We start from the raw sequence: 16,997 nt of genomic DNA, 5'->3' as shown, positions 1-16,997 counted from the left end.
TTTCACATTATATGATAAATAATACACAAAGCAAAGATAATGTTTCCGAAGACGTAGAACAGATAAATATATTTACTTCGGCTTACTGCTTCGCCCTCCAACACGTCTAAAACCTTAAACATGCTTAGGACTGTGTATATAACTGAAAATGCTGTCCAACAGAGTATAAGGATATTTTCATGCATAATTAAACCGTTATATGCCGAGGGGATGATTAAAGAAATCCCCTTAAGCAAAGTAAACAGGTAAATTAAATTCTTATTTCGTTTTGCATCTTCTGAAGTTGAATTATCGAGTACACTATTTACTTTTATATAAGTATTGCTTTCCCCTCGAATAATCAACCTGACCTCATTAAGGTTTAATACAAATAGATAAACTGCTAGAAATAAAGTTACATATGTTATAATAAACATCTCCTAATTTTATATTTGTGTTTGATTAGCTATTACTCACCCTCAAATTCAACACCATTAATACTTGCTTTTATTCGAATAGCTCCCCTTTAAAACCATTCACTTGACCAGCAATACTTTCTTTAATTGCATGTGGCAACTGATCTATCCCCTTTTCAATTCGTTTCTGACCAGTTTTCCTGATTTTTGTAGTCATATCTTTAAAACACTCTAAAGCAGTATCTGAGATTTCATCATATAGCCCCTGAATTTTCACTAATACACTTAAATATTCTTCGTCGCCTTCTTCAAATAGTGCCAATCCCTCTTCAAGTTTATTGATCTTTTCAATACTCTTTATTATTTTATTTTTATCCTTTAACAATTAATCACCCGCCTATTTTATTTTGGTCAATCATCTTCAGAAAATTAGTTGCTGCACTTTTGTATCTAAGATCTTTTTCATACTCAGCAACTTGTCTCATATGCTCAATAAATTCATCTTCAAGTCCTTGTAACTGAAGAAATCCAAAACAAAGACCGTTCCTATACAGCATGTCATCATATTTTGCTTGTAAAGCTCTTTCTTTGTTGTTAATGATCTCTTTCCTCCTTATTGATTTTAGATAAAAGTATTCTTTTATTTAAATATCAAGAGTAATTATTATCTATTTTTCCAATGATTTGGTATAATTTTTTATGTACAAATTATTATAGATGGAGATGATGTTGAATGAATATTACCCAAAAACCCGTCGTTCAAGGAACAATTACCGACCTTTCTTACAATTCTTCTGAACATAGTAGGACTTTTACATACACTTTAGAAATTGATAAAAACATTCTTCATGTTTATGATTCCAACAAAGAACCTGGAACATCGTTTAAATCGCTTGTTAGCAGTGCATCATATGGTTTGGTTAGTCACTTTAAATCCTCAAACAATATCAAAATAAATAAAATCATTTGTTACACAGAATCAACAAATGAAGATGTGAATATTCTCGATATACAGGCTTATGATGTCAATCTTGAGGAATACACAGGTTTTATAGACGACGAGTTGTACTCTCTCTATATATCTAATAAAAAAATAGGTGTTTTTTAAAACCTGTTAAGGAGTGTATTACCTTGGCTGTAGCCACATTGGACAATTCCAACATGAAGACAGCCAAGGTTTTATTTTGTTCACTTCGTACCGGTTGATCCAATCCCACCACGGTCTTCATTCTCCAAACGCTCAACTTCAACCAATTCAACCGCCGGCATTTTCTTCATGATTCTAAACTGACAGATACGATCACCCTTCTTAATTTCAGTATCACGCAAGGCATAAGCAGGAAAGAACCAGAAATCGTTGTCTCCCTTATATGACTCATCGATAACACCCATTGAATTTGTTTGAATAACGCCAAAGTTCTTATATGTACTTGAACGAGGGACGACATGTGCTTCGTAACCTTCAGGCAGCTCCATTGCAACACCTAATGGGACAAGTTTAGATTCATCTTTCTTGATCGTTACATCCTCAGCTGCTCGAAGATCAATCCAATCTCCCTGTTCGATTTTGCTGATTCTTGTTTGTGATTCATCTAGATATTTGATTTTAATTTGCATTATGTATTAGCTCCTTTTAATTTAAGTTTGTTTAAAATTACCCTTTTATCGTAATTCCTTTAAAAACTCATCAAGTTCATCAGGCTTAAAACCAATACTTCGGTTTACTTCCTCTCCTTGATCACTCAGCAAAACGGTTACCGGTACTCCCATAACACCAAATCTAGCTGCCACTTCTGGTTCCTGTGTAACGTCAACTGTTTCAAATTGAATATTTGCTTGCTCTAAGTAATTGGACACCATTTTACATGGATTGCAATTAGACTGCTCTAATTTAATCAATCTCATTGAATACACCCTTTCTCAGTAAAAATGAAATCTGAATCCTTTAATGGCTCCACCGTTGCTTTTTTGTACCCATTCCCTTTTTGGCTGAAGAAGTCATGCGACTTAGTTTTAGTACTCAATCCATTAATAACGATTGGATTAACATCCTCTTCTTCAAACCAATGATCAAAGCCCAGATTGTTTAAAGCTTTATTTGCGTTGTATCTGATGAATTTTTTCACATCCGGAGCTAAGCCAACTTGATCATAGACATCTTCTGTATACTCTAATTCATTTTCATAAAGCTCCTGCAGTAAGCTTAGAGCCCATTCGTACAATTCCTTTTGCTTCTCTGGTGTTTGCTTCTTATAAATTTCCTGAGCCAACAAACCAACATATGTTCCGTGTATCGCCTCGTCACGGATAATAAGGTTGACTATTTCTCCACTTTGCATAAGCTTCCCTTGCCCGTAAAAGTAAAGTGGATAATAAAACCCTGAGTAGAAAAGAAAGCTCTCCAGAAACACAGATGCAACCATTGCTTTGAATAAAGAAATTTCATCGTTTTTCTCAACTGCTTTATAAATTGAAACAATTGTTCTTGCTTTCTTTTGAAGAAATTTATTGTTTTTAACCCATTCAAACACTTCGTTGATCTGCTCGGTTGGGGCTAATGTAAGAAAGATATTAGAGTACGACTTCGCATGGACAGCGTTCTCCATCATTGCCATAAAGTTCAGCACCGCTTTCCGCTGGTGGCCGTCTACGTGTTCAGCCACGATCGGCATCCCCGTATTCCCCTGCTCTGTATCAAGAAGCGTAAGTCCGGCAAGTACCTTCATATAAGTGTCCTGCTCATTTTTTCCGAGGTACTTCCATGTGAGGAGATCGCCGTTTAAAGCAATCTCTTCTGGAAGCCAGAACTGTTTCACGTTTTGGTTATAGAACATTTGGGTAAAATCGTCTTCATGCTTTGACCAGTTTGCTGCTGTATACTGCTTGTTATTGTTTAGTTGTGACAAAAATGTGACCTCCTAAATATTTTTCCTCCCTCAATACTTGTAAAAAGAAGGGAATATTTTATAAATGTTGTAAATTTTATAATGCAACATATTCACTATTAAGGGAGGAATAAAAAATGAAAAAGAAATTTATTGCTGGTGCTTTAGCTTTAGGTCTAATACCTACTATTGGTAGTACTGCTGTTTCAGCGAAGTCGATTCAAAATCCTGTGAAAGTCATAAATCCTTTAGAAGATCCTAGATGTGACCGTGGTACTTTAATTTGTGAAACTGGTTATTTTACAGCTGCAGGAAACTTATATTTCGATTATTTTGGTAGTGAAGAAGACAAAATCAGAGTTTACATTGCAAATGATGGAGACTACCCTTTTGAGTACAAAATTACGAACCCTGACGGCAAGAGAATAGCAGACGGTATTACAGTGAAACCAGGAAAGTTCAAAGAAACAACCTTTTACGTAAAAGATATAGAAGGTACTTATAAAGTCCGTGTAACAAATAAAGATGGTGAAGATATCCAAGCATTTGTTAAAGCAAGAGGACTTTAATTTAGAACCCAGGAGTCAGGCAGCATTACAGAGTGCCGACTCCTCTACTATTTAAACTACACAAGACAGACACCCTTCCTGCCCTGTATCTTTTGTTCTCGCATAGTACAAAGTCTTAATTCCCTTATGATGAGCGTAGAGATCTATTCTATTCAGGTCTCTCGTTGTCATCGTATCTTTCAGGAACAACGTAAATGAAATTCCTTGGTCAACGTGCTGCTGAATTGTTGCAATAAGATCAACTACCTTAAACATATCCATGTCGTATGCTTCCTTATAGAAGAACCAATTCTGAGCCGATAAACCTGGCATTGGATAATATGTCTTACTGTTTCCGTATGTACGTTCCTCAATTCTCTCCATAATTGGCATTACACCTGCTGTAGATGATTGAACATATGAGATGCTTCCAGTAGGTGCAATAGCAAGTCTATACGAATGATACAGACCATATTTCATCACATCTTCTTTAAGCTTCATCCAATCTTCAATATTAGGAATATGTTGATCTCCAAATAGCTTTTTAACCTTTTCATACTGAGGGCTATAATCATTTGTTACATACTTTTCGAAATACTCACCTGATTTATAAGTCGAACCATCAAACTTGTAGTATGTCTCCCCTGTTTCTCGTGCAATTTCCATTGAACGCTGCAGAGAGTAGAAGTTAACCATCATAAAGTATGTATTAACAAAATCCTTAGCTTCTTCACTTTCATAAGCAATATTATTTTGAGCTAGAAATCCATGGAGGTTCATCTGCCCTAGACCAATTGATCTCATTAGTGTATTTGCTCTCGCAACTGCTGGAGCATTTACAATGTTTGTTTTCCTTGTGATAGTTGTCAGTGAGTCAATTGCTATTCTGACTGTTGAAGCAATTGATTGATTACTCATTACATTTACAATGTTCATTGAGCCAAGATTGCAGGAGATATCTAAGCCAATTTCATCCTCTTTATCGTAATCCGTATAAACTGACACTTGTGATGCTTGAAGGACTTCAGAACAGTTGCCTGTAACAATCCCATTGAAGATTAAAGAGTGGTAGTCTTCTTGTGTTGTATCATAAACATCCTCGATCCCGTCTTCTTCAATGCTAACAATTTCAGCTGTAAAATCATGCTTTGGCTTTCTTGATTTATGTCGTAGTGTCTCAGTTAGCAAATTGAATTTATAAATATCGTATTCTTTCATTTCAACAATACCCATAAATAATTCTCTCGAGTTCCTATCTTGAATACTGATTTTGTGTATTGGTTTTACATTGTAAAGCTTGGAACCACCTTTTCCATCAGGAAGGAGTTCTTGTGAGCGCTTGTTGTTAGAATAAATCGTTGTATAGACACCCATGTTCAGTAATAGCTTCTGAACGTCCTGAAGGCTCTCATAGTTGATGGATGTTAACTCAATAGTTAATGCTTTGGCTTTATGATTTGCATTTACGCAACCATCAGTCTGGAATAGACCCGATAAATAAGCTGCTTGCGTTTCCTTATTAGCTTGAAAAATGAATTCTGGGACTCTTGTTTTTGTTTCTTTGTTCATACCGAACTTCTTCAAGATGTCAAATAAGACAGTACTATTCATGTAGAGCAAATCTTGTTTTTCTGGATTGGACATATTAAATGTTGGAGCCAGTGATGTATTGTGTTTATATACACGATCAAGTTTGTGCTTTTGAATAACCCGGTGTACAGCATGAGTAACTTTCTGCTCAAGGACTTTTTTATTGTCATATAAATAAATCTTGGCGGTTTTATCGGTAATAGTTCCATCACCAGCAATAATACCCATGATATAAGCAAGATCAGGCTCATGAATGTCACCGTATGCCCCTTCACCTGATTGGACTAATAATTTATCGCCCGTTTTCAGTTGATTCAATTGGAGCTTTTGAATTGCACCATCTCTTTTCACATAGAATTTGTGCCACTCAGTTGCCCTAATTTCATATCCTTGCTTCGTTTTGACTTTAAATATTTCCGCATCTTTTTTGGTCAGTTGCATCGGAATTGCATCTACAATTGAAGTACCTTTGCTACCGACTGCAAAATCTTTTGTTCTGTTATCAATGACCACTTTAAGATCATTCTGCTTTTTGTAAAGATCGGCTGCTTTTTCATATCCATTCTCAGTTAAAAGAAGTGTTTCTCCAGTAACGCACAAATTTGAAAACTTCACTTTTGAAATATGTTCATTTGGATGCACTTTATTTACATTGTCAGCGAACATAATATACGGATAACCAGATTCGCTTCTTAGAATGGCCAATTGCTCTAACAGCTTCCGTGTATTCCCTTTAGCTTTTCTAACCCTAGGGTTTTCGACAAGCTCATCATACATTTCATTGATGCTCATCTCATCAAGATACTGTCCATATTCCTTGTATACTGAATGCGGATAGAACATGTAATAATCCTTGTCTTCCCTTGCAAGTTCAATAAATTTATCAGGAACAACTACACCAATAGACAGTGTTTTAACTCGAACATCTTCATCAGCACTTATTTTTTTGGTATCCAGGAAGTCTGTAATGTCTGGATGGAATACACTTAGATAAACTGCTCCTGATCCTTGTCTTTGCAGACCATTCAAACGTGTTCGCTAAGCACGCCCCGCCATACGGCTGCTTCATGTTACCATGAAGGTTAGACTATATCTTCACCCTCTAAGGGCGCCTCCTGTTTCGACTGCCAATAGCTTGCAGCCTACGCCTTTCGGCTAGTCGTTGCACGTTCAAGACTTAGTCTTGCTTCGCTCATGATTGTCCCTGTAGGAGTTCCCATGAATTAAAGAGGTTTTCGATCACCATTACTGATGAAAGGGGCCAAATCAACCCATTTGGTCGGCATATCTGAAAGCATTATCTAGAAGTTTCATAACACCTACTACACCTTTGGTCGCATTCTCTACGTCTTTAATCGCTTCACCCTTAGCTCTTAATTTGTTTAGATTTAGCGCTACACCACCGCCTAGCTTAGAAAGCTGCATGGAGATATCAATAGCACGTGAAATATCATTCAAACTGTCGCCTACTTCAAGTAAGAAGCAGCTCACCATTTCACCTCTTCGCTTACGTCCAGCATTAAGGAAAGTAGGTGTTGCCGGCTGATATTCTTGTTTCATCATAGTATGTACTTCCTCAACTGCTTTCTCGTAATCACCATCAGCACAATACAAAGCTACAATTGAGACACGATCCTCATACCTCTCCAGGATCTTTGTTTTATCATTTGTCTTCAATGCGTAGTCATTGTAGAACTTAAACGCACTCATAAAAGATGGAAATCTGAATTTGTAACTGTAAGCAATCTTATAAATTGATTTAATCTGTTCAAAAGTATATTTGCCTAAGAATTCTTCTTCGTAATAATCATTTTTAATCAAATAATCAAGTTTCTCTTTTAGATCATGGAAAAAGACTGTGTTTTGATTTATGTAATCAACAAAGTAACTATGTACTGCCTCCTTATCCTTTTCGAATTGATACTTCCCATCTTTATGAATCATGATCTCATTATTGAGCTTGATCCATTTTGGTATTGTGTTTGTCAATAAGTTGTACCTCCTGAATGATCTTCTGTAAGTCTTTTCTCGTTCCACTAAGTTCAAACTTTAATAACAATGGTGTGTGGAACTTAGCTGAAAGCTTGTCTCCAGCTAAACCATAGTTAACACCCCAAACCTTGTTACCACTAACAGCAACTCCTCTTATTTTATTTTTATTCTTATTGATAAAACTCAAAGTCCTTTCAGGTACTTCCCCAAAGCCTATCGTATATGTAATATGTATGAACTCTTGATTGATGATCGTATCATCAGTTATTTCAATGGTCTCAATATCTAATTTGTGTTGCAGCGCTTTTACAAACCTTCTTACATTGCCAGTTTTACTCTCATATGTAATGATCACTTATCGTTATATGCCCCTGTAATTAAATCTGTAGTCACTGTTTCAGCTTCATTTTCAACAAGATTGAATGCTTCAGATATTTCACGATTAATGTCGCCCATTTCCATGTAGCCCTGTGCCATACTTTCATATAAGGAACTCTTCTTTTTCTCAACAACAGGAACGTAATCATCTAGATTCTTTTCTAATTCAACAAATTGATTTCCCTGTTGGTCAGTCGCAATAATCTCTCCTTCTAATACAGGAAAAGATTGTCCATCAGCTAAATGAATATGAGTGTTCTCAGTGGCTATTGTAAAGCTAATAATGTTCTTCTTTTTTACATATGGTTGAGTTGGATCAATACGTCTAGCTGCCCCCATTTTACATCTCCTTATTTTTTGTTTTTATTTTGAATAAAGCTTTGATTTTATCTAAAATCGAGCTGTATCTATTCGTCCTCCCTAAAAAATCGTTACTCTTCTTCGATCGTCCATCCGTTCAATCTTGCATACTTTAATTTCCTTGAATACCTACTTTTCCACTCATCCCAGTCCTTCTTCTCTTGCCCTGACGTTAGTGAGCCTCTGTACTGATTTTGTCTTCTTTTCTTGTCTAGCTCTAGTATATCGCCAACCCATCTAGGAACTGACGGCCTATAGTTATTTTCCGACATCTATTCGTCCTCCAATTGTTTCTGAATAAATTTCTGTATCTTCCTTTGTTATTGTTTAGGCCATCCTTCCCCAAGGAGCTTTTTAGCCTCTTCAACATCTGTAAATCTCTCAATTTTGTGTCTATAGTCATCGATCCATCGGTAAACACATACTGCATTTTCTTCAACTTTCATGACAGTGTACTGCTGCATAGGATCTTCCAAAAGGTGAAGTTTCTGATCTTTATAAAATCCTTGAATCATTTAATGTCCTCCTCTTAATTTAGAGAATTTCTCTTACTTCATGCGGTACTCCGCTTTCTTCTTGAGCATAAACAGCATCATTATGAGCCTCAATTGCATCATCATACGTATTAACAAGTGATCCCATACAATAAAGTCCATATTTCATTTTCATCATCCTTTAATTTATTTTTATTCTTTATAGTAAACTTCCGTCTATGATCAAAACTCTTTCTTCATTACTTTGGAGTTCTTCGAGAACATCTGATATTGGAGATAGCTCTTGATTCTCGGTTACTGTTCGACTATGTTTAACAGCTGCGTACACCATACCAACTTCTTTGATCTCATCTCTTAAGTTACCGTCATCATCTGCAACTTCTTTTGTATATAGCTTTATTGCCTTTTCCTTTGTATTTGCTTTAATTAAAGCGTAATATGGGTCACACGCCTCAAAGAATTTCATCTTATTACATCATCTCCTAATTGATTTTTGTAAACCTATTTACCTCTTTTCCATCAACAACAATTTTTCCAAAGAACATGTCTTTAGGCCTTGCCCACTGAATGCCATCCATGTCTTCATTTGTAACAAGCTTCTCTTCTGTCTCAGTATGAATTACCTCTCCAATAACCTTATATAGACCCCCTTTATAATGTCTAAACCGGCAACCAACTACTTCGTATGTATCCATCAAAATTGTTTCCTTTCTCTTTAAAATCATCCTTTTAAAGTAATGAATAAATTCCTGGTTCGCCGACACTAGTAACTGTAACTACTGATTTGAGCACTTTGAATTCTAATTTAACTGCCTGGTCTCCAGCTATGTTGAAATGAATTTTATTAATGTTCACACTAACCACTTTTGTTTCTCCCTCATAGCTTGTCAATTTCATTTTTAGTGGGTCTTTTTGCAACTCGTCTAAATCAAACACCTTATACGCCGTTGAATTCTTACCAGTGTTTATTGTAATCAAGTCCTCATTCTCAACAGCTTCAATGTTCTTGTAATGAAGCACCATTCTCGTTTCCTTCGGTAAATAATTATTCAATTTTTCTTCATAAACAGCAATTTCTTTTAAGATCATATCTAACTCTCCTTTGGCAAAATTGGTTTAAAATAAAACTTTTATTTAGATTTGTTGTCGTTTTACAAAATGGTTTCAGCAGGTAAAGTTGTAACTTTCATTTCGCCGACTATTTCACCAGTTGATTTCTTTTTGAAATAATCTTTGCAGCATTATCATCACTCATCTTGAGGCCTCCTTAGATAAACAAAGTGCTCACATACAGAACAATCAATGCTAAAGCTGAATGAAGTAAAGACTTACCGGCTTTCTTGAAGATGTTCTCCTCATTTTCCTGGTTTGACCTTACACCTTTGACAAATACATTGAGTAAAACACCAATAACAAATGCATGAGGTAATGTGACATGAACATTTTGAATGTTGTATGTATCGATGAGTAAGGGATTTAGCACATGATTTAATCCGTAATAAACAATTAGTGACATAGTCAACGCTTCAACAAAAATAAGTAATCCAACTACGATTAACGAACCTGATCCAATAAAGAAACCGTTCCAAATATCTTTTGTATCCTTATTCAATAAAAGTCTCTCCCTTAATTTTTAGTGATTAGTCTCTTCCACCAGGAAGTTTTGCGATTATCATTTTGTTCTTTAACAAATTGATTCTCTTGTCTGACACGCTGTTGCCATTCTTCTTCAAGTTTTGCTTGCTCTTGAATCGCCTTTTCAAAGCTTTCTTTGTCTTCAATTGTTTTAATAATCTTATCAGTCTGATACGTCCATTCATTCTTTGTGTTGCGTTGTCTGTCAGTAACAACTACGTACTCATTAAAACCAGGGATATATACTTTGCCGCCAACTTCAATTGGGTCTAAATCAATAATCCCTTCGAAGAAACAGTTGAATTCTATCTTCTCGTTTTCAGAAAAACGACCAAGTACATCCAATCCATATGATTTATTGATTATCTTGCCTTCAAATTTGGCTTGATGTCTGCCCACATATTCACCTCCTTATAAGTCTCTTTAAAAATTGAATTTTATTCAGACTTTACTGTTAGCAACTCCTCGTTTTCTGTTTGGATTTGTCGTTTACTGCGCTTACCCGGGAAATTAATTTCTATTTCCAATAAGGATTTCTTACACCCTCCCACCTTTTTGTATTTATCCAATCCATCGTAACTGGTTTAAAGTCGGTATTCTCAACACTTACACATACATGACTTAGCTTTTCTAGACCAGTTTCCTCACTGTGCGTATGCCCATGCACATTGCAGCAAACTTTAAAATCCTCAATTAATCTGCTCATATTCTCCTGGGAAATTGGTTCATGAGTAAGGATGTAATCCTCATAGAGATACATCCTATGTGGATCAAAACCAAATCTTCTAAACTTTGTATCTGAAATTCCTTTATCATGATTTCCTCTAATAAGGATGTTTCTAGTTTTCTTTAACCGACTTACTATGTACTCGATTCTTTTAGAATTACAGAAGAACATGTCTCCAAGCCAAAAGACTTTGTCACCTTCGCTAACTGTTTTATTGAAATTCTCAATGATCACATTGTCCATATGCTCAGTATCTTTAAATGATCGTTTATCACCTTCATATTTGATGATATTCTTATGGCCGAAGTGTGGATCACTGATGAACCATGTATTTTTCATTTGATCATCCCTTTCTTATCAATTGAGCTGAATTTTAGACAAAAACTTCATTTTTTCTTATATAGACTTAAATCCATGTCGAAATATATCGTTCCGCATATCATGTTCTATCTCCCTAAAGGAGGTGGAAATATGGGATTCTTCGGTGGATACTCTAACGGAAATAACGGTTACTCAAACGGTTATGGCAGCTCCTTCGCTTTGATCGTGGTGCTATTCATTTTGTTAATCATTGTTGGAGCTTCTTTCTTTGGTGGTTATCCAGAGGGGGTTCCAATCTAGTTTGGTATAAGCACCTCCCTGTTCGACAGACGCCATAAGAATTTTTTATGGCGTTTTTACTTTTGAAAACAAATCACGATAAAAGGGATATTTTATCCACTTATTTTGTATTTGTTGTTTAGCCTTAAATATTCTAATGTCTTTTTAACGCTTAAATTGCTGCATTCCTTCTTCACTCTTTCGAAATACACTTTGGCACAATCTTCACAGCAATTGAAATCTTCATAAGTTTTATCATCTTTGATCCTTAGACAAATTGTTTTTCCGTTTATGTACTCTTTACAGATTTCACATATATGATTCATTAACCCTCTCCCTTTGCCTTTAATTTATTTTAATTATATACATATTATTTGTATTTGTCTATTGTTTTTTTAACTATTTTTCAAGAGTAGGAGAGTTTCCTCCCCTACAGTACAATACGGCTGCTGCTAATGGTCTTGAGTTCGTTTATGAAATACACGAACAATTATTGCCGCTATGAAGAATAAGGCAAACAATCCAAAAGCCATTGATCCATTATTTAAAATTATCCCAAAGATCAACAATGCACAACCAGACAAAATAAATAGTATTTTACTTAAGATATTGATCATTTACACTTCTCCATACAATCAAAGAATGCATTTACACCAATAATACCAGCAGTATTTACACAAGCATAGCAAGCAGTTCCTGCTGTTGCTGGAACACCAGCTGTGCATGCAGCTCCACATAAAATAGCTAAACCAGTGATTGCCCATTGACTAATATTCTTATCACCTAAGCAATCTGATACACATCCAGTCCAACTTTGAGTACTCATCATGTTAGATGAGCTTGTTTGATCTTCTGAAGATTTTTCTGTTTCAAAAACACCAGACTTGTCTTCATCCTTAACGCCATTAACCCAATAAGTCATTTCGTTTTGAGTGCTGCTTATTTTCTTCATATCAACTTCATAGTATTCTTCTATATTCATTTCGCTATCAAATGAAATATTGAATGAACTAACTCTATCTACTTTTTCAGTGTCCATGTATAAATAAGAAACTGAATAAGTTACTGTACCATCATCATACTTGATAGCCCTAACTGATGCATTATCAAATACTTTTTCGTTTGATTTATGATACTTAATGTCTCCGTCTTCAATTGCCTTATTTGCCTTTGAAAGAAGTTTTTCCTTAGTCTTTTTGCTCACATCAATAGTGTGATCTGCAATAAATTCTGCTTCTGATTTTACCTTATCCTTGTCAATATTATCTGTTGAGATTGTACTCTTTGCATCACTATTTTGAGGAAATGTTGCAAAGGCCAGCACAAATACGGCAACTAATGCTATAATCGTTCGATAAAAAGACTTGTTCATTAAAATAACCCCTTTGTAAAAATATAATTCTCATCTGGCACCAATACTTATCAAACAGACAATCTCATAAATCACCTTCTTTCTTTAATAAATGCTACCAATCATATAAATAATTGTTAAGAAACAAAGGCGATTTTGAATAATAAGTATCACAGATGTCATTAACTCAAAGGGATATTGCTCACCTTTATAAACAACTTATGTAATTTTGTAATTCGTTAGATTTAGTAAAAACCTCACCGAATTTTTTGTCTATAGTTTTCCATTGCCTTTCAGTTGTTGAAGGTAACTCATTTTCAAGGTATATGAACAACTCATCGATTTTACTACTAAGTTGATCCATATTTTGTACGAGAGTTTCTTTTATTGGATCAGATATTCGCATGGAGCCGCCCTCCCTTATGAAAAGATAGTTATAGCCTTGCCGTTGTCATTTTTTATGTATGGGGAATATTTTCGCTCTAGGTAATTCCTTGACTTTCCTTCTCCCAGGCTTATATTATAAATATCCCTTACCTTATGTACTTCGTATGCTTGTTCTTTTGCATGTTCAGGTGATAGCGCCTCAATAACTAGAGACGCATTTTCACCTTTGCTGTCTTTACACCTTACATAATACTTTTTCAATAAACATCCCTTTATCCTTTCGTTTTTTCTTGAAACAATTTAATGAATCAAGCCTCGATATGTTTTTGGTTTGATATTGTGTAGATCGATTAGGTTAGTTAACCGCTCGATTTCCTTACTCATCGCATAACATTGATCAACATAAAATTTCTTTGGCATAATCACAAACTGGCCATCTTTAAATCCTTCCGCACCGGCTTCTTGCATTGCTGCTGGAAAGATATCAATTAGACTCCCTTTCTTAAAGCTCTCAATATACTCATCTACTGAAATAGTGTGCAAAACCTTAGCTAATACTCCATTGGTCTTTTCATCGTTATGTACGTAAATGCATTGTGTATGTGGTTCAATAACTACAAAATCAAGAGCGTTTACCAAGTCAATTTTTTCTTGATCAGTTAGCATATTCACTCTCCTTTTAGATACGATTTGAAAAACTCACTTAAGTTATCAGCCATAGCTGCAGCAACTTCAGAAAAGTATTTATGTCTTTTCTCCTCTGATTTCAAAAACTCAACTGTCGTTTCTGCAATTTCTTTAATCCTGTCTTCTTTGATATTTCCATTCCTAACACGCTCTTTAATCTCCTCTGTCTCTTTTTTTAGGGACTCTGGGTAACTATCCAATCGATCTACTCCTCTAATTTTAAATTTGTATAAAAGACAAATTTTATACAGTTATTTGTTCAATGTATAATTCATCAAGCTCTATATTTTGTGCTGAATCCAAGTTAACTTCCTTCATTATGTATTCCTCTTTGAGTCCTTTAAATAAGTGCGCAATAACATCTACCGTCCAACCATCTCCCAAGATATCTGCTGCTTGATTTCTGTTAAGAATTTTCGTGTAACCAGATGGTACAGTTTGCAACCTTTCGAGTTCAACTTGATTCAAGTACCTAATATTATGTGTATCTTCTATTCCATTTTCAAACACAATGGTTGTAAAGCCTGTGTTTTTATATCTATGCCACATTTTTTCCTTTGATTTTAAAGGCCTTGAATCACTAGCTAACAATGCCCTCGATTTTTCTCGATCAGTAAACCCAGTTTCTAAGACATGTTCTAATTTAATGCCCCTGTCTTTTGGAAGTGACACGTTAGGTAGGTTTGTCCAATACAATCTATCCCTTAACTGAGCCGAAACAAGTTTTGAATTAATCCTAATTGGCTTTACTCCAAGAGTCTCGTTTATGACCTCTTTATCTTCATTTTTCATTCTAGCTACATTTTCTAACAAGAAGTACTTTGGTTGAATTTTATTTAGAACCCTAATGTATTCCCAAAAAAGTTGAGATTTGCTGCCTTTTAGCCCCTTCCTTTTTTTCATTGCCGGACTTAAATCCTGGCATGGACTTCCACCAATCAATAAATCAATTTTTGGGAGGGATTCAAGTTTTTCATCAGTTAACGACTTTACATCTCCAAGTTGAATTGTATTGGGGTAATTATACTGAGTAACCTTAATAGCATTTTCTTTTATTTCGCTAGCAAAATAGTTGTCTACGACAATCCCTAACTTATTCAGCGCAATCTGTCCACAGCTCATTCCATCAAATAAACTCAATACATTCATCTAACCACTCCATATATTTTATTTTCATTCTAAATAAAATTGATCTTTTATTTTAATTTCTTTAGCACTTTTTCAAACTCTGTTTTTGCTTCGTTCATAATTTGATATATCTTGTGATGAATTGTTAACTCACAAGAAGCTGACAATCTTTTAATAAAACGTTCCACTGTTTTTTCCTTTCTGGCTAAATGAGATATTTTAAAGTAATTTTCGTTCAATCTCTTCCCAGTTCATAACACGAATAAATCTGTTATCATTCCTGTTATGGGGAGCATCAAATAGAATCTTCATTCCTTCAAATGATTCCAAGTTATGTATTCCATCATCTATCATGATGTCTGCTTTAATTATGCTTTTATTGCCACAAAGCACTACATTGCTATGTGGGATAAATGAAAAATGCTCAGTGAGCCATTCAAGCTTTGCTTTAAGGGACTCTGGATGGTTTGTTGCAGTAGTCACAATATATACTTCATATTTCTTCATCAGCTCTTTTACTACTCTTTGGCTGCCTTCTATAACATCAAGATTTCGGAACAAATCGTAATCTAAATGTCTATAAACATTATTGTTGGTATTTGTATATTTTTTTATATCCCAACAAAAGATGTCTTCTTCTTTGAGAAAAGGATCATCGTGTGTGTTAATGTAAGCTACCCAATCACTAAGTAAATCAGCTAATACCTGATCCATGTCAATCGCAATTACTTTTTTCATAAATTCCCCTATTCCACTAAAAAGATTATGTCTTTAGCAATTTCGTCACTTGACCATTGTCCAGTATCCCATGAATATGTATGTAATCCCGCATTGCTCATAACTTCTCTATATAACCCCAAAATTGAATCTATATCTTTTCCTTCTATGTACTCATCTCCACGTATACTCAACCTTTTCTTAATAACGCCTGGATCAGCATGTAAGTATACAACCTTCGCTTTTATTTTAATTTTATCCTCAATAAATCTAAGCTGTTGCTCTGTAAGGATCGAATAATCTTTGAATTTCTTTGCATAAACTAAGTTAGAATAAACAAACCGGTCAATAATCACATTGTCTTCGTCAGCTAATTTGTTGAAGTGCTCAAATAACTTCTCATTTCCACTTGTGGCCAACTCAAAGCTTGAACCTTTGATAATTGGATACTTCATTTCTTTGCTTAGCTTTGATGCAACTGTTGATTTAAAGCAGCAGTCAGGCCCCTCCAAGATAATTAATGCCATTAATCCTCCACCTTTCTTATTTTATGAAATCCAACAACCTGGTAAGTACCATCAGGATACTTCACTTCCACCTGATTGTATCGATAATCAACTTTCGCAACAGCTCCAATCTCATCTGTAAAATCAACAATCACCTTTTGACCTTTTTTAAACATAAGTTAAACCTCCCTTTAGTGGTGTTAATTCATGTTCTTTAAAGTAAGTAATGTCACCTGTTTCATCGCTAACTGCATAGTCATATGTAACTGAATGTAAATGCTCGATAATCTTTCCTTTTCTCCCAACATGATGTGGGCATCCATAACGTGCATTATTGTTAATCTCTACAGCTAGTCCAACAGGATAACTCCAGTATTTAGGCAATTTAATACCACCTCCCTTCAATAAAAAACCTCTTAATATTCTATTATTATTCTAGATACCTGTTTTTCATTAAATCCAAGTGACGACAAAAACCTCTTGAAATCATCTAACAATAATCCTGGAATTTCGCCCTTATGTTCTTCGATAATGGACGGTTTATAAGTCTTATTTAATTTGGTTACCTGTCCATATTCGTCTGTAAATGACATTTCAATTTGAATACACTTCATTTA

At 35.0% G+C, this 16,997-nt stretch carries 33 protein-coding genes and 3 pseudogenes; 3 read left to right on the top strand and 33 right to left on the bottom strand.

Annotation, left to right across the window (positions count from 1 at the left end; all coding sequences use genetic code 11):
• Window positions 1–2 precede the first annotated feature (2 nt).
• From BLL41_RS18770 to BLL41_RS18760, 3 genes are all read right to left on the bottom strand, one after another.
• Window positions 3–344, bottom strand: coding sequence for a hypothetical protein (locus BLL41_RS18770; RefSeq protein ID WP_083428073.1), 342 nt, complete (start codon window positions 342–344; stop codon window positions 3–5).
• A 142-nt stretch (window positions 345–486) separates the two neighbouring features.
• On the bottom strand, window positions 487–780 hold the full coding sequence (locus tag BLL41_RS18765) for a hypothetical protein (protein ID WP_071579026.1): 294 nt from the start codon (window positions 778–780) through the stop codon (window positions 487–489).
• Window positions 781–784: 4 nt separating this feature from the next.
• A complete protein-coding gene (locus BLL41_RS18760; protein WP_071579025.1) occupies window positions 785–952 on the bottom strand; it encodes a hypothetical protein in 168 nt (55 codons plus the stop codon).
• Window positions 953–1,128: 176 nt separating this feature from the next.
• On the opposite strand from BLL41_RS18760, the gene BLL41_RS18755 reads away from it, so the two are divergent.
• Window positions 1,129–1,503, top strand: a complete 375-nt coding sequence (locus BLL41_RS18755; protein WP_071579023.1) for a hypothetical protein — start codon at window positions 1,129–1,131, stop codon at window positions 1,501–1,503.
• A gap of 80 nt (window positions 1,504–1,583) precedes the next feature.
• Here BLL41_RS18755 and dutA read toward each other — a convergent pair whose 3' ends face one another.
• The 3 genes from dutA to nrdF are packed head-to-tail and all read right to left on the bottom strand — an operon-like array spanning window position 1,584 to window position 3,301.
• On the bottom strand, window positions 1,584–2,012 hold the full coding sequence (gene dutA, locus BLL41_RS18750) for a dUTP diphosphatase DutA (protein WP_071579022.1): 429 nt from the start codon (window positions 2,010–2,012) through the stop codon (window positions 1,584–1,586).
• A 45-nt stretch (window positions 2,013–2,057) separates the two neighbouring features.
• Window positions 2,058–2,300: a thioredoxin family protein gene (locus tag BLL41_RS18745; protein WP_071579020.1), complete on the bottom strand. Its 243-nt coding sequence runs from the start codon at window positions 2,298–2,300 to the stop codon at window positions 2,058–2,060.
• A complete protein-coding gene (gene nrdF, locus BLL41_RS18740) occupies window positions 2,297–3,301 on the bottom strand; it encodes a class 1b ribonucleoside-diphosphate reductase subunit beta (RefSeq protein WP_071579019.1) in 1,005 nt (334 codons plus the stop codon). The genes BLL41_RS18745 and nrdF overlap by 4 nt, the downstream gene beginning before the upstream one ends.
• Before the next feature lie 116 nt (window positions 3,302–3,417).
• On the opposite strand from nrdF, the gene BLL41_RS18735 reads away from it, so the two are divergent.
• Window positions 3,418–3,849, top strand: coding sequence for a hypothetical protein (locus tag BLL41_RS18735; RefSeq protein WP_071579018.1), 432 nt, complete (start codon window positions 3,418–3,420; stop codon window positions 3,847–3,849).
• A gap of 51 nt (window positions 3,850–3,900) precedes the next feature.
• Here BLL41_RS18735 and BLL41_RS18730 read toward each other — a convergent pair.
• From BLL41_RS18730 to BLL41_RS18665, 14 genes and pseudogenes are all read right to left on the bottom strand, one after another.
• Window positions 3,901–6,435 (bottom strand): annotated as a pseudogene (locus BLL41_RS18730) (LAGLIDADG family homing endonuclease); the annotation flags it as partial.
• A gap of 252 nt (window positions 6,436–6,687) precedes the next feature.
• Window positions 6,688–7,407, bottom strand: a pseudogene (locus tag BLL41_RS18725) (ribonucleotide reductase N-terminal alpha domain-containing protein); the annotation flags it as partial.
• On the bottom strand, window positions 7,370–7,765 hold the full coding sequence (gene nrdI / locus BLL41_RS18720) for a class Ib ribonucleoside-diphosphate reductase assembly flavoprotein NrdI (protein ID WP_071579016.1): 396 nt from the start codon (window positions 7,763–7,765) through the stop codon (window positions 7,370–7,372). The gene nrdI and the pseudogene BLL41_RS18725, both read right to left, overlap by 38 nt.
• Window positions 7,762–8,127, bottom strand: a complete 366-nt coding sequence (locus tag BLL41_RS18715) for a hypothetical protein (RefSeq protein ID WP_071579015.1) — start codon at window positions 8,125–8,127, stop codon at window positions 7,762–7,764. The genes nrdI and BLL41_RS18715 overlap by 4 nt, the downstream gene beginning before the upstream one ends.
• A 92-nt stretch (window positions 8,128–8,219) precedes the next feature.
• Window positions 8,220–8,420: a hypothetical protein gene (locus BLL41_RS18710; RefSeq protein ID WP_071579013.1), complete on the bottom strand. Its 201-nt coding sequence runs from the start codon at window positions 8,418–8,420 to the stop codon at window positions 8,220–8,222.
• Window positions 8,421–8,468: 48 nt separating this feature from the next.
• Window positions 8,469–8,663, bottom strand: a complete 195-nt coding sequence (locus tag BLL41_RS18705) for a hypothetical protein (protein ID WP_004399360.1) — start codon at window positions 8,661–8,663, stop codon at window positions 8,469–8,471.
• Window positions 8,664–8,682: 19 nt separating this feature from the next.
• Window positions 8,683–8,817 carry a hypothetical protein gene (locus tag BLL41_RS18700; RefSeq protein ID WP_071579011.1) on the bottom strand — a complete coding sequence of 45 codons (135 nt, stop codon included), beginning with the start codon at window positions 8,815–8,817 and terminating at the stop codon, window positions 8,683–8,685.
• A gap of 24 nt (window positions 8,818–8,841) precedes the next feature.
• Window positions 8,842–9,108, bottom strand: a complete 267-nt coding sequence (locus BLL41_RS18695) for a hypothetical protein (protein ID WP_071579009.1) — start codon at window positions 9,106–9,108, stop codon at window positions 8,842–8,844.
• Window positions 9,109–9,124: 16 nt separating this feature from the next.
• Entirely contained in the window at window positions 9,125–9,337 is a 213-nt protein-coding gene (locus BLL41_RS18690; RefSeq protein WP_071579008.1) for a DUF1653 domain-containing protein, read from the bottom strand.
• Between the two features lie 34 nt (window positions 9,338–9,371).
• A complete protein-coding gene (locus tag BLL41_RS18685; protein ID WP_071579007.1) occupies window positions 9,372–9,731 on the bottom strand; it encodes a hypothetical protein in 360 nt (119 codons plus the stop codon).
• 62 nt (window positions 9,732–9,793) lie between these two features.
• A pseudogene (locus BLL41_RS18680) lies at window positions 9,794–9,897 on the bottom strand (hypothetical protein).
• Window positions 9,898–9,909: 12 nt separating this feature from the next.
• The gene (locus BLL41_RS18675; protein WP_071579006.1) at window positions 9,910–10,254 is read right to left on the bottom strand and encodes a hypothetical protein; all 345 of its coding nucleotides are present in this window, start codon (window positions 10,252–10,254) and stop codon (window positions 9,910–9,912) included.
• Window positions 10,255–10,268: 14 nt separating this feature from the next.
• Window positions 10,269–10,622: a hypothetical protein gene (locus BLL41_RS18670; protein WP_371261923.1), complete on the bottom strand. Its 354-nt coding sequence runs from the start codon at window positions 10,620–10,622 to the stop codon at window positions 10,269–10,271.
• Between the two features lie 172 nt (window positions 10,623–10,794).
• Window positions 10,795–11,343, bottom strand: a complete 549-nt coding sequence (locus BLL41_RS18665) for a metallophosphoesterase (RefSeq protein WP_071579004.1) — start codon at window positions 11,341–11,343, stop codon at window positions 10,795–10,797.
• Window positions 11,344–11,475: 132 nt separating this feature from the next.
• On the opposite strand from BLL41_RS18665, the gene BLL41_RS18660 reads away from it, so the two are divergent.
• Window positions 11,476–11,625 (top strand): YjcZ family sporulation protein, encoded by a 150-nt coding sequence (locus tag BLL41_RS18660; protein ID WP_071579003.1) that lies wholly within the window; start codon window positions 11,476–11,478, stop codon window positions 11,623–11,625.
• A 92-nt stretch (window positions 11,626–11,717) separates the two neighbouring features.
• Here the strand turns inward: BLL41_RS18660 and BLL41_RS18655 are convergent, their stop codons facing one another.
• The 13 genes from BLL41_RS18655 to BLL41_RS18595 all read right to left on the bottom strand — a co-directional run bounded on the left by BLL41_RS18655 (window position 11,718) and on the right by BLL41_RS18595 (window position 16,994).
• Window positions 11,718–11,930, bottom strand: coding sequence for a hypothetical protein (locus tag BLL41_RS18655; protein WP_071579002.1), 213 nt, complete (start codon window positions 11,928–11,930; stop codon window positions 11,718–11,720).
• Window positions 11,931–12,217: 287 nt separating this feature from the next.
• Window positions 12,218–12,976 carry a hypothetical protein gene (locus BLL41_RS18650; RefSeq protein ID WP_071579001.1) on the bottom strand — a complete coding sequence of 253 codons (759 nt, stop codon included), beginning with the start codon at window positions 12,974–12,976 and terminating at the stop codon, window positions 12,218–12,220.
• 187 nt (window positions 12,977–13,163) lie between these two features.
• Complete coding sequence (locus tag BLL41_RS18645; protein ID WP_010331048.1) at window positions 13,164–13,361, bottom strand: hypothetical protein; 198 nt, start codon at window positions 13,359–13,361, stop codon at window positions 13,164–13,166.
• A 14-nt stretch (window positions 13,362–13,375) separates the two neighbouring features.
• Window positions 13,376–13,603 carry a hypothetical protein gene (locus tag BLL41_RS18640; protein WP_071579000.1) on the bottom strand — a complete coding sequence of 76 codons (228 nt, stop codon included), beginning with the start codon at window positions 13,601–13,603 and terminating at the stop codon, window positions 13,376–13,378.
• Window positions 13,604–13,642: 39 nt separating this feature from the next.
• Entirely contained in the window at window positions 13,643–14,008 is a 366-nt protein-coding gene (locus BLL41_RS18635) for a hypothetical protein (RefSeq protein WP_071578999.1), read from the bottom strand.
• 2 nt (window positions 14,009–14,010) lie between these two features.
• Window positions 14,011–14,229 (bottom strand): hypothetical protein, encoded by a 219-nt coding sequence (locus BLL41_RS18630; RefSeq protein WP_003231092.1) that lies wholly within the window; start codon window positions 14,227–14,229, stop codon window positions 14,011–14,013.
• A 43-nt stretch (window positions 14,230–14,272) separates the two neighbouring features.
• A complete protein-coding gene (gene dcm, locus BLL41_RS18625) occupies window positions 14,273–15,178 on the bottom strand; it encodes a DNA (cytosine-5-)-methyltransferase (protein WP_071578998.1) in 906 nt (301 codons plus the stop codon).
• A 47-nt stretch (window positions 15,179–15,225) separates the two neighbouring features.
• On the bottom strand, window positions 15,226–15,345 hold the full coding sequence (locus BLL41_RS18620) for a hypothetical protein (RefSeq protein ID WP_071579065.1): 120 nt from the start codon (window positions 15,343–15,345) through the stop codon (window positions 15,226–15,228).
• 31 nt (window positions 15,346–15,376) lie between these two features.
• The gene (locus BLL41_RS18615; protein ID WP_071578997.1) at window positions 15,377–15,895 is read right to left on the bottom strand and encodes a 5' nucleotidase, NT5C type; all 519 of its coding nucleotides are present in this window, start codon (window positions 15,893–15,895) and stop codon (window positions 15,377–15,379) included.
• An 8-nt stretch (window positions 15,896–15,903) separates the two neighbouring features.
• Window positions 15,904–16,401 (bottom strand): nucleoside/nucleotide kinase family protein, encoded by a 498-nt coding sequence (locus BLL41_RS18610; protein ID WP_071578996.1) that lies wholly within the window; start codon window positions 16,399–16,401, stop codon window positions 15,904–15,906.
• Entirely contained in the window at window positions 16,401–16,556 is a 156-nt protein-coding gene (locus BLL41_RS18605) for a hypothetical protein (protein WP_010331040.1), read from the bottom strand. The genes BLL41_RS18610 and BLL41_RS18605 overlap by 1 nt, the downstream gene beginning before the upstream one ends.
• Window positions 16,549–16,764 carry a YorP family protein gene (locus BLL41_RS18600; RefSeq protein ID WP_071579064.1) on the bottom strand — a complete coding sequence of 72 codons (216 nt, stop codon included), beginning with the start codon at window positions 16,762–16,764 and terminating at the stop codon, window positions 16,549–16,551. Before BLL41_RS18600 ends, BLL41_RS18605 begins: the two co-directional genes overlap by 8 nt.
• A 32-nt stretch (window positions 16,765–16,796) precedes the next feature.
• Window positions 16,797–16,994, bottom strand: coding sequence for a hypothetical protein (locus BLL41_RS18595; protein WP_071578995.1), 198 nt, complete (start codon window positions 16,992–16,994; stop codon window positions 16,797–16,799).
• Window positions 16,995–16,997: the final 3 nt, after the last annotated feature.

Origin of the sequence: Bacillus sp. FMQ74 (genome assembly GCF_001875785.1) — a bacterium.
Lineage (GTDB): Bacteria > Bacillota > Bacilli > Bacillales > Bacillaceae > Bacillus > Bacillus stercoris.
Note: the sequence above shows the minus strand (reverse complement) of the source record. Positions and strands in the feature narration are given on the sequence as shown.

Bases quoted from the DNA above. Each gene is read 5' to 3' on its own strand.
- dcm (WP_071578998.1), bottom strand. From the start codon at position 15,178: ATGAATGTATTGAGTTTATTTGATGGAATGAGCTGTGGACAGATTGCG.
- BLL41_RS18645 (WP_010331048.1), bottom strand. From the start codon at position 13,361: ATGCGAATATCTGATCCAATAAAAGAAACTCTCGTACAAAATATGGAT.
- BLL41_RS18595 (WP_071578995.1), bottom strand. From the start codon at position 16,994: ATGAAGTGTATTCAAATTGAAATGTCATTTACAGACGAATATGGACAG.
- BLL41_RS18685 (WP_071579007.1), bottom strand. From the start codon at position 9,731: ATGATCTTAAAAGAAATTGCTGTTTATGAAGAAAAATTGAATAATTAT.
- BLL41_RS18745 (WP_071579020.1), bottom strand. From the start codon at position 2,300: ATGAGATTGATTAAATTAGAGCAGTCTAATTGCAATCCATGTAAAATG.
- BLL41_RS18690 (WP_071579008.1), bottom strand. From the start codon at position 9,337: ATGGATACATACGAAGTAGTTGGTTGCCGGTTTAGACATTATAAAGGG.
- BLL41_RS18715 (WP_071579015.1), bottom strand. From the start codon at position 8,127: ATGGGGGCAGCTAGACGTATTGATCCAACTCAACCATATGTAAAAAAG.
- BLL41_RS18655 (WP_071579002.1), bottom strand. From the start codon at position 11,930: ATGAATCATATATGTGAAATCTGTAAAGAGTACATAAACGGAAAAACA.
- BLL41_RS18650 (WP_071579001.1), bottom strand. From the start codon at position 12,976: ATGAACAAGTCTTTTTATCGAACGATTATAGCATTAGTTGCCGTATTT.
- BLL41_RS18665 (WP_071579004.1), bottom strand. From the start codon at position 11,343: ATGAAAAATACATGGTTCATCAGTGATCCACACTTCGGCCATAAGAAT.
- BLL41_RS18635 (WP_071578999.1), bottom strand. From the start codon at position 14,008: ATGCTAACTGATCAAGAAAAAATTGACTTGGTAAACGCTCTTGATTTT.
- dutA (WP_071579022.1), bottom strand. From the start codon at position 2,012: ATGCAAATTAAAATCAAATATCTAGATGAATCACAAACAAGAATCAGC.
- BLL41_RS18735 (WP_071579018.1), top strand. From the start codon at position 3,418: ATGAAAAAGAAATTTATTGCTGGTGCTTTAGCTTTAGGTCTAATACCT.
- BLL41_RS18700 (WP_071579011.1), bottom strand. From the start codon at position 8,817: ATGAAAATGAAATATGGACTTTATTGTATGGGATCACTTGTTAATACG.
- BLL41_RS18660 (WP_071579003.1), top strand. From the start codon at position 11,476: ATGGGATTCTTCGGTGGATACTCTAACGGAAATAACGGTTACTCAAAC.
- BLL41_RS18705 (WP_004399360.1), bottom strand. From the start codon at position 8,663: ATGATTCAAGGATTTTATAAAGATCAGAAACTTCACCTTTTGGAAGAT.
- BLL41_RS18610 (WP_071578996.1), bottom strand. From the start codon at position 16,401: ATGGCATTAATTATCTTGGAGGGGCCTGACTGCTGCTTTAAATCAACA.
- BLL41_RS18760 (WP_071579025.1), bottom strand. From the start codon at position 952: ATGCTGTATAGGAACGGTCTTTGTTTTGGATTTCTTCAGTTACAAGGA.
- BLL41_RS18605 (WP_010331040.1), bottom strand. From the start codon at position 16,556: ATGTTTAAAAAAGGTCAAAAGGTGATTGTTGATTTTACAGATGAGATT.
- BLL41_RS18710 (WP_071579013.1), bottom strand. From the start codon at position 8,420: ATGTCGGAAAATAACTATAGGCCGTCAGTTCCTAGATGGGTTGGCGAT.
- BLL41_RS18615 (WP_071578997.1), bottom strand. From the start codon at position 15,895: ATGAAAAAAGTAATTGCGATTGACATGGATCAGGTATTAGCTGATTTA.
- BLL41_RS18755 (WP_071579023.1), top strand. From the start codon at position 1,129: ATGAATATTACCCAAAAACCCGTCGTTCAAGGAACAATTACCGACCTT.
- BLL41_RS18695 (WP_071579009.1), bottom strand. From the start codon at position 9,108: ATGAAATTCTTTGAGGCGTGTGACCCATATTACGCTTTAATTAAAGCA.